The 7,785-nt window shown below is 76.3% G+C and carries 6 protein-coding genes; 5 read left to right on the forward strand and 1 reads right to left on the reverse strand.

Annotation, left to right across the window (positions count from 1 at the left end; all coding sequences use genetic code 11):
* The first annotated feature begins 2 nt into the window (after nt 1-2).
* The 3 genes from ABD317_RS10715 to ABD317_RS10725 all read left to right on the forward strand — a co-directional run bounded on the left by ABD317_RS10715 (nt 3) and on the right by ABD317_RS10725 (nt 4,045).
* Nucleotides 3-1,472 carry a BNR repeat-containing protein gene (locus ABD317_RS10715; protein WP_344289557.1) on the forward strand — a complete coding sequence of 490 codons (1,470 nt, stop codon included), beginning with the start codon at nt 3-5 and terminating at the stop codon, nt 1,470-1,472.
* A gap of 29 nt (nt 1,473-1,501) precedes the next feature.
* Nucleotides 1,502-2,956 (forward strand): L-fucose/L-arabinose isomerase family protein, encoded by a 1,455-nt coding sequence (locus ABD317_RS10720; RefSeq protein ID WP_344289558.1) that lies wholly within the window; start codon nt 1,502-1,504, stop codon nt 2,954-2,956.
* A gap of 75 nt (nt 2,957-3,031) precedes the next feature.
* A complete protein-coding gene (locus ABD317_RS10725; RefSeq protein ID WP_027757408.1) occupies nt 3,032-4,045 on the forward strand; it encodes a substrate-binding domain-containing protein in 1,014 nt (337 codons plus the stop codon).
* Here the strand turns inward: ABD317_RS10725 and ABD317_RS10730 are convergent.
* Nucleotides 4,029-5,168, reverse strand: coding sequence for an FAD-dependent oxidoreductase (locus ABD317_RS10730; protein ID WP_344289560.1), 1,140 nt, complete (start codon nt 5,166-5,168; stop codon nt 4,029-4,031). The genes ABD317_RS10725 and ABD317_RS10730 overlap by 17 nt on opposite strands.
* A 55-nt stretch (nt 5,169-5,223) precedes the next feature.
* On the opposite strand from ABD317_RS10730, the gene ABD317_RS10735 reads away from it, so the two are divergent.
* The gene (locus tag ABD317_RS10735; protein WP_027757410.1) at nt 5,224-5,646 is read left to right on the forward strand and encodes a secondary thiamine-phosphate synthase enzyme YjbQ; all 423 of its coding nucleotides are present in this window, start codon (nt 5,224-5,226) and stop codon (nt 5,644-5,646) included.
* Between the two features lie 261 nt (nt 5,647-5,907).
* The coding region (locus ABD317_RS10740; protein WP_344289559.1) for a PEP/pyruvate-binding domain-containing protein at nt 5,908-7,785 on the forward strand (1,878 nt) is incomplete at its 3' end.

Consider the following 7,785-nt stretch of genomic DNA (forward strand, 5'->3'; position numbering starts at 1 on the left):
ACATGCGACGTTCCGTGCGACCCTCCGCAAAGCCCGCGCTCATCGCCGCGGCGGCCGCCCTGCTGCTGACCGCGACCGCGCTCCCCGCCGCGTTGGCGGATCCGGCAGCCGTGCCGGGCCCCGCCGCCGCGGCGCCGGGCCCCTCGCTGACCCGGATCGCCGACACCGAGCTGGACCCGCGGGCGATCTACTTCGTCTCGTACGACGGCCTGGTCAACAACAACTCCTTCCAGAAGAACGGCATCCTCACCCACGCGGGCCACCAGTACGCCGCGTGGTACACCGCCGACCGCAGCGCCATCGTCGCCCGCCGTGCCCTCGGCGAGCAGGAATGGCAGACCGTCGCGCTGGACCACAAGCTGAAGTACGACGACTCCCACAACGTCATCTCGCTCGGCGTCTCGGCGGCGGACGGCCGGCTGCACGTCAACATGGACTCGCACTCCGACGGCTTCTACTACCTCAAGTCCGTGCCGGGCCTGATGAGCAGCCCCGAGGAACACGACTGGACGGCCGCCGTCTTCGGCCCCGTGCAGACCTCGCTCGACGGCCTGCCCCTCACCAGCCGCTTCACCTACCCCCAGTTCGTCGCCACCCCCGAGGGCGGGCTGCTGCTCAGCTACCGCGCCGGCGTCTCCGGCGACGGCCGCAACGGCCTCGCCGCGTACGACGGCACGCGCTGGCGGGCACTTGGCGAGTGGTCCGGCTCCACCGGCAGGTACTCCACCGCCCACGGCAGCAGCACCTCGCGCAACATGTACCTGCACGGCATCGACTACGGCCCCGACGGCACCCTGCACGCCTTCTACACCTGGCGCGAGCAGAACACGGGGGTCATGTGCGCCCGCGGCGGGCTGAGCAACCACGACACGGGCTACGTCCGCTCCACCGACGACGGCCGCACCTGGACCAACGCCGCCGGCCGGACCGTCGGCCGGACCGGCGGCCCCGACCTCGTCGAGTTCGACGACCCGGGCACCGTCGCCGACCCGCTGAACGCGGACCACGCGCTGATGAACCAGGAGCACCAGGCCACCGACTCCGCCGGCCGCCCGCACGCGCTCATCAGCTACGTCCCCGGCCGCTTCGGCCAGTGCGTCACCGACTACGTCGCCGGCCGCAAGGCCCACGCCCGCGCCTTCCACGTCCACCGCGACGACGCCGGCCGCTGGCACAAGACCGAGATCGACGTGCCGCTGGCGTCCAGCCAGCGCTCCAAGCTCGCCTTCGACCGCTACGACAACGCCTACGCCGTGCTGCCCTACGGCCGCGTCGTCGCCGCCTCCGCCGCCTCCAACTGGACCGACTGGCAGGTGCTCTTCGACGGCGCCGGCCTCGACGCCTTCGGCGAGGTGGTCCTCGACGAGACCCGGCTCGCCCAGGACGGCGTCCTGTCCTTCATGTACCAGCAGAAGTCCACCGGCACCACGCCCTCGCCGCTGCGCACCGTGGACTTCGCCCTGCCCCGCTAGGCGCAGGCGCAACCGGCAAGGAGCCGTCCATGACGACCGCACACCTCCCGCGCATCCCCGCCACCGCCCGCAAACCCAGGGTCGGCCTGGTCGCCGGCGGCCTCGGCGCCTACTGGCCGCAGTTCCCCGACCTGCTGCCGCAGCTGAAGCGCTCCGCCGCCCGCGTCGCCGAGCGGCTGGGGGGCTTCGACGCCGAGGTCGTCGACGTCGGCTTCGTCTCCGACGCCCCCGAGGGCGCCGCCGCGGCCGAGAAGCTGCGCGCCGCCGACTGCGATCTGATCGTCGGCTTCCTCACCACGTACATGACCGCCACGATGCTCGTCCCCGTCGCCCAGCGCAGCGGCGCGCCCGTCCTGCTGATCAACCTGCAGCCCACCGAGGCGATGGACCACGCGAGCTTCGACACCGGCCAGTGGCTCGCCTACTGCGGCGCCTGCCCGCTGCCCGAGATGGCGAACGCCTTCGAGCGCTGCGGCGTCCCCTTCCGCTCCGTCTCCGGCCACCTCCGGGACGAGCGGGCGTGGGCCCGCATCGGCCGCTGGATCCGGGCGGCGGGGATGCGCGCGGTGCTGCGGAACGGCCGGCACGGGCTGATGGGCCACCTCTACCCGGGCATGTACGACGTCTCCACCGACCTCACCCTGGTCCCCGCGAACCTCGGCGGCCACGTCGAGGTGCTGGAGTTCGACGACCTGCGGGTACGGGCCGAGAAGGCCGGCGACGACGAGGTCGCGGCCAAGCTCGACGAGACCCGCGGGGTCTTCGACCTCGACCCGACCGTGGACCCCGACGACCTCGCGTGGGCGGCGCGGGTCTCGGTGGGCCTGGACCGGCTCGCCGCCGACTTCGACCTCGACTCCCTCGCGTACTACCATCGCGGGCTCGACGGCGAGACGCACGAGCGGCTGGGCGCGGGCATGATCCTCGGCGCCTCTCTGCTCACCGCCCGCGGCATCCCCGCCGCCGGCGAGTACGAGCTGCGCACCTCGCTCGCCATGCTCCTCACCGACCGTCTCGGCGCCGGCGGCTCCTTCACCGAGATGCAGGCACTCAACTTCCGCGACGGCGTGGTGGAGATGGGCCACGACGGGCCCGGCCATCCGGCGGTCAGCGAGGGCCGCCCGCTGCTGCGTGGCCTCGGCGTGTACCACGGCAAGCGCGGCTGGGGCGTGTCCGTGGAGTTCGACGTACGCCACGGGCCCGTCACCGCCGTCGGTCTCGGCCAGACCCGCGACGGCCGCTACCGGCTCGTGGCCTCGGCGGGCACCGTCACCGCGGGACCGCTGCTGAGCATCGGCAACACCACCTCCCGCGTCGACTTCGGCCGCGATCCCGGCGAGTGGTGCGACGAGTGGAGTGCCAGCGGCGTCGGCCACCACTGGGCGCTGGCCACCGGGCACCTCCTGCCCGAGCTGCGGGCCCTGGCCGACCTGGCCGGGCTGGACCTGGTGGAGGTGGCGGGGGCCGGCGGGGGTCATGCGTAGCATGAGCGGCGGGCCGCGGCCGGGGCGTGCCGCGTACGACCGGCTGGACGGCTGAAGGGAACGCGCGTGGGGCGCATGGTGGGCATCAAGGACGTGGCGCGGCACGCGGGCGTCTCCGTCGGCACCGTGTCGAACGTCATCAACCGGCCCGACAGCGTGGCCGTCGCCACCCGCGAGCGGGTGCAGGCGGCGATCGACCGCCTCGGCTACGTACGCAGCGAGTCGGCGCGGCAGTTGCGCGCCGGCCGCAGCCGCATCATCGCGCTGCTTGTGCTGGACATGACGAACCCGTTCTTCGTCGACGTCGCCACCGGCGCGGAGCGCGCGGCGCGGGACGCGGGACTCGGCGTGATGCTCTGCAACAGCGCCCAGAGCCCCGTCGAGGAGGCCGAGTACCTGGGCCTCTTCGCGGAGCAGCGGGTGCGCGGCGTCCTCGTCACCCCCGCCGACACCAGCGGGCGCACCCTGGAGTCCTTCGGCCGGCACGGCATCCCGTACGTCTTCGTGGACCGCACCGTCGCCAGCGCCGACGCCTGCTCGGTCTCCCTGGACGACGTCCAGGGCGGCGCCCTCGCCGCCCGCCACCTGATCGACGCCGGACACGGCTCCCTGGCCTACGTCAGCGGCCCCATGCAGCTCCCGCAGTGCCAGGACCGCCGCACCGGCGCGCTCGCCGCCCTCGCCGAGGGGGGCCTCGGCCCCGAGGCGCTGGTGCACGTCGAGACCGGGCAGATGGACGTCGCCGCGGGCCGCGACGCCGGCGCCCGGCTGCTGGGCATGTCGCCGCGGCCGACGGCCGTGTTCTGCGCCAACGACCTCCTGGCGCTCGGCGTGCTCCAGACGCTCTTCACGGCGGGTGTCTCGGTGCCGGGCGACATCGCGCTCGTCGGCTACGACGACATCGAGTTCGCCGCCGCGGCGGCGGTGCCGCTGACGTCGGTGCGGCAGCCGGCGCACCGGATGGGCCGGGAGGCGGCGGAGCTGCTCATCGAGGAGACCGGGGAGGGCGTGGAACGGCACGAACACCAGCGGATCGTGCTCCAGCCGGAGCTGGTGGTACGCAGCTCCAGCCTCAGACAGCAGCGCTGACGGCGTCACGAGGGACCGCCCCGCGGCCGGCGCCCGGGCCGGGGACGGCCGCGTCCGGGGCCCCGGCGAGCAGGCCGCGCAGCTCCCGAACCGCCGTGCGGCCGGCGCGGTTGGCGCCGATGGTGCTCGCCGACGGGCCGTAGCCGACGAGGTGGATCCGCGGGTCGCGGGCCGCGCGGGTGCCGTCCATCCGGATGCCGCCGCCCGGCTCGCGCAGCTTCAGGGGCGCCAGGTGGTCGACGGCCGCGCGGAAGCCCGTCGCCCACAGGATCGCGTCCGCCCGGAAGACCGTCCCGTCCGCCCAGGCCACGCCCTCCGGCGTGATCTGCTCGAACATCGGCCGCCGCGCCAGCACGCCCGCGTCCCGCGCCGCCCGCATCTCGTCCGTCAGCGGCAGCCCCGTCTCGCCGACCACGCTCGACGGCGGCAGCCCGGCCCGTACCCGCTCCTCGACCCTGGCCACCACGGCGCGGCCCCAGTCCTCGTCGAACGGCCCCTCCCGCCACACCGGCGGGCGGCGCGTCACCCAGACGGTCTCCGCCGCCGCGCCCGCCAGCTCCAGCAGGTGCTGCGTGCCGGAGGCGCCGCCGCCGACGACCACCACCCGCCGGCCGGCGAACTCGTCCGGGCCGCGGTACTGCGCGGTGTGCAGCTGCCGGCCGCGGAACGTCTCCTGGCCCGGGTAGCGCGGCCAGAACGGCCGGTCCCAGGTGCCCGTGGCGTTGACCAGCGCCCGCGCCGACCACGTGCCCGCGTCCGAGACGACGAGCAGCCGCCCGGCCTCCTCCCCGCCGCCCTCGCGCACCTCGGCCACGTTCACCGGCCGCAGCACCGGCAGCTCGAACGCGCGCTCGTACGCGGCGAAGTACTCCGCGACGACCTCCGCGGCCGGCCGGTCGCCGTCCGCCGCCGCGGCGGCCAGCGGCATGCCCGGCAGGTCGTGCACGCGGTGCGCTCTGCCGTACGTCAGCGTGGGCCACCGGAACTGCCAGGCGCCGCCCGGGCCGGGGGAGTGGTCCAGGACGACGAAGTCCAGGCCGGCGCGGCGCAGGAAGTACGCCGCCGAGAGCCCCGCCTGGCCGGAGCCGATCACCGCCACCTGGGTCCGCACGCTGCCGCTCATGTGTGCGCCAACGCCCGTGGCGGCGCGGATCTTCCCCATGCGCGATCCTGGCCCTATGACCGACGTCTTCACCACCCACTCGCTCCGGATCACCACCGGCGCCGGAGAGACCGTGCACGACCTCACCGCCGACTGCGACGCGTTCCTGCGCGAGGCCGCCGACGGCCGCGACGGGCTGCTCAACGTCTTCGTGCCGCACGCCACCGCGGGAGTCGCGGTCATCGAGACGGGCGCCGGCAGCGACGACGACCTCCTCGCCGCGCTGCACGACCTGCTGCCCGCCGACGACCGCTGGCAGCACCGGCACGGCAGCCCCGGCCACGGCCGCGACCACGTGCTGCCCGCGCTGGTGCCGCCGCACGCCACGCTGCCGGTGATCGGCGGCCGGCTGGAGCTGGGCACCTGGCAGTCGGTGGTGCTGGTCGACACCAATCGCGACAACCCGCGGCGCAGCGTGCGGCTGTCGTTCCTCGGCTGACCGGGGGCCGGGCCGGGGCCGGCCGCGGCCGACCCGCGGCGGTCGGTGACCTTCGGGGACATCCCCGAGGAATACCTCCGGTTGGACGCGGCATACTGATTCGTAAGCAACCCGGTCGAACCCGCCGGGTGGCCGCGGCGGTTCCCCGGCTACTGCCCCCGCGGCGACTCCGGTCGGCTCCCTCCGCTACCCGGGACCGAGGTCACGGGCGTGGCCGCCCGCACCAGGGGCGCGCACGCGGGAGCGGAGGTGGAGCCGCGGATGGCGACAGAAACGGAGCGTGCGGCGGGGGCGGCGCGTACGGGAGGAGCCGGGGGCGCGGGGTGGCCGGCGGTGCTCCCCCTGCACGCAGGCGCCGCCCGGGAGCGGGACCGCGCCGGCGGCAAGGCCGCCAACCTCGCCCGCGCCGCCGCCGCGGGGCTGCCCGTCCTCCCGGGCTTCGTGCTCACCGTCCCCGCGCTCGGCCCCGGCGCGCTCGTGCACGCCGACGCGCTGCGCGCCGCCTGGCGGGACCTCAGCGAGGCCGGCCGGCGGCCGCTGATCGTGCGGTCCTCGTCCGCGTACGAGGACGCCGCCGATTCCTCGATGGCCGGCTGGTACGAGACCGTGCCCGACGTCCGCGGCTGGGAGGACTTCGCCGCCGCCGTGCGCCGCGTCCTCGACTCCGCCGCCCGCGTGCTCGTCGGACCCGCCGCCGCGCCCGGCGAGGCGCCGCGGCGGTCCGGGGCGCCCGGACATCTGGCCGTGCTCGTGCAGCCCATGCTGCGGGCCGCGGCCGGCGGCGTCATGTTCGGCGCCGACCCCGTCGCGGGACGGCACGACCGGCTGCTGGTCAGCGCCGTCGACGGCGGCCCGGACAGCCTCGTGGACGGCACCGCCCAGGGCGTGCGCTACCAGCTGACCCGCCGCGGCCGGCGCGTCGCCGTCGACCCCGCGGAGCCGCCCGGCGCGGGGCTCCTCGGCCGCGGCCGGCTGGTCCGGCTGGCGGAGCTGGCCCGCCGGACGGAGCGGGTCTTCGGCGGGCCGCAGGACGTCGAGTTCGGCTTCGACGACGGCGGCCGGCTGTGGCTCTTCCAGTCCCGGCCGATCACGGCGATGCCTCCGCGCCCGCCCCGCACCGCCCGGCTGCTGGGCCCCGGCCCGGTCGCCGAGACCTTCCCCGCGGTGCTGCAGCCGCTGGCGGAGGACCTGTGGCTCGCGCCCATGTCGCACGGCCTGACCGTGGCCCTCGACGTCGCCGGCACCGCCCCCCGGCGGCTCTTGCGCAGACTGCCCGTCGTCACCGCCGTCGACGGCCGCGCCGCGGCCGACCTGCGGCTGCTCGGCGCGGTGCGGTCCGCCCACCCGGTACGGGACTTCGTCAACCCGCTGCGCGGCGCCCGGCTGCTCGGCGCGGCCTGGCGCGTGGGGCGGCTGCGCACCGCGCTGCCCGCGCTCGCCCGCGACCTCATGGCCGAGGTCGACGAGCAACTGGCCGGGCTGCCCGAGCCGGCGTCGCTGGCCGGCGGCCGGCTGCTGGACGCCGCCGGCTGGGGACGCACCGTGCTGTCCGCGCTGCACGCCGAGGAGCCGCTGGCCGGCGCACTGCGCGAGCGCAGCGCCGGGACCACCGCGGCGGCGTCGGCGCTGGCCGTGCTCGCCGAGGCCGAGCTGCAGGCCGACCAGCACCACGCCCGCGACGACGCCGAGTCGATAGCCCGGAACCCGGTGCTGCTGGCGCTGCTGCCGTCGTCGCTCGGCGCGCTGCCGGCGCTGCCCCGGCGCGTCCGGTGGCGCGGGGTGCCGCACGGGGTGGGCGCCCTGCCCGTGCGCGAGGGGCTGCGGCTGCGGATCCGGTGGGTGCAGGAGATGCAGAGCCGGGTCGTCGCGGAGCTGGGGGAGCGGCTGGCGGCGGCGGCCGCGCTGGCCGAGGCGCGGCGGGTGGCGCTGCTGCGGTGGCCGGAGCTGGTCGCGGTCGCGGACGGCCGGGGCCTGCCCCGGGACTTCGCGGAGCGGCTGCCGCGGCCGGAGCGGCTGGTGCTGCCCGCCGCGTTCCGGCTCGCCGGCGGCCGGCCCGTGGCGGAGCCGCGCGACCTCCCGGACGGCAGCGCCGGGGCGGCGGGCGGCGGGGTCAGGGTCAGTACCGGTAGTGGTCCGGCT

The organism is Streptomyces synnematoformans (assembly GCF_039531005.1).
Taxonomy (GTDB): Bacteria; Actinomycetota; Actinomycetes; order Streptomycetales; family Streptomycetaceae; genus Streptomyces; species Streptomyces synnematoformans.

Excerpts from the sequence above, each read along its gene's own strand:
- ABD317_RS10730 (WP_344289560.1), bottom strand. The coding sequence starts at position 5,168 with ATGAGCGGCAGCGTGCGGACCCAGGTGGCGGTGATCGGCTCCGGCCAG.
- ABD317_RS10715 (WP_344289557.1), top strand. The coding sequence starts at position 3 with ATGCGACGTTCCGTGCGACCCTCCGCAAAGCCCGCGCTCATCGCCGCG.
- ABD317_RS10720 (WP_344289558.1), top strand. The coding sequence starts at position 1,502 with ATGACGACCGCACACCTCCCGCGCATCCCCGCCACCGCCCGCAAACCC.
- ABD317_RS10735 (WP_027757410.1), top strand. The coding sequence starts at position 5,224 with ATGACCGACGTCTTCACCACCCACTCGCTCCGGATCACCACCGGCGCC.
- ABD317_RS10725 (WP_027757408.1), top strand. The coding sequence starts at position 3,032 with ATGGTGGGCATCAAGGACGTGGCGCGGCACGCGGGCGTCTCCGTCGGC.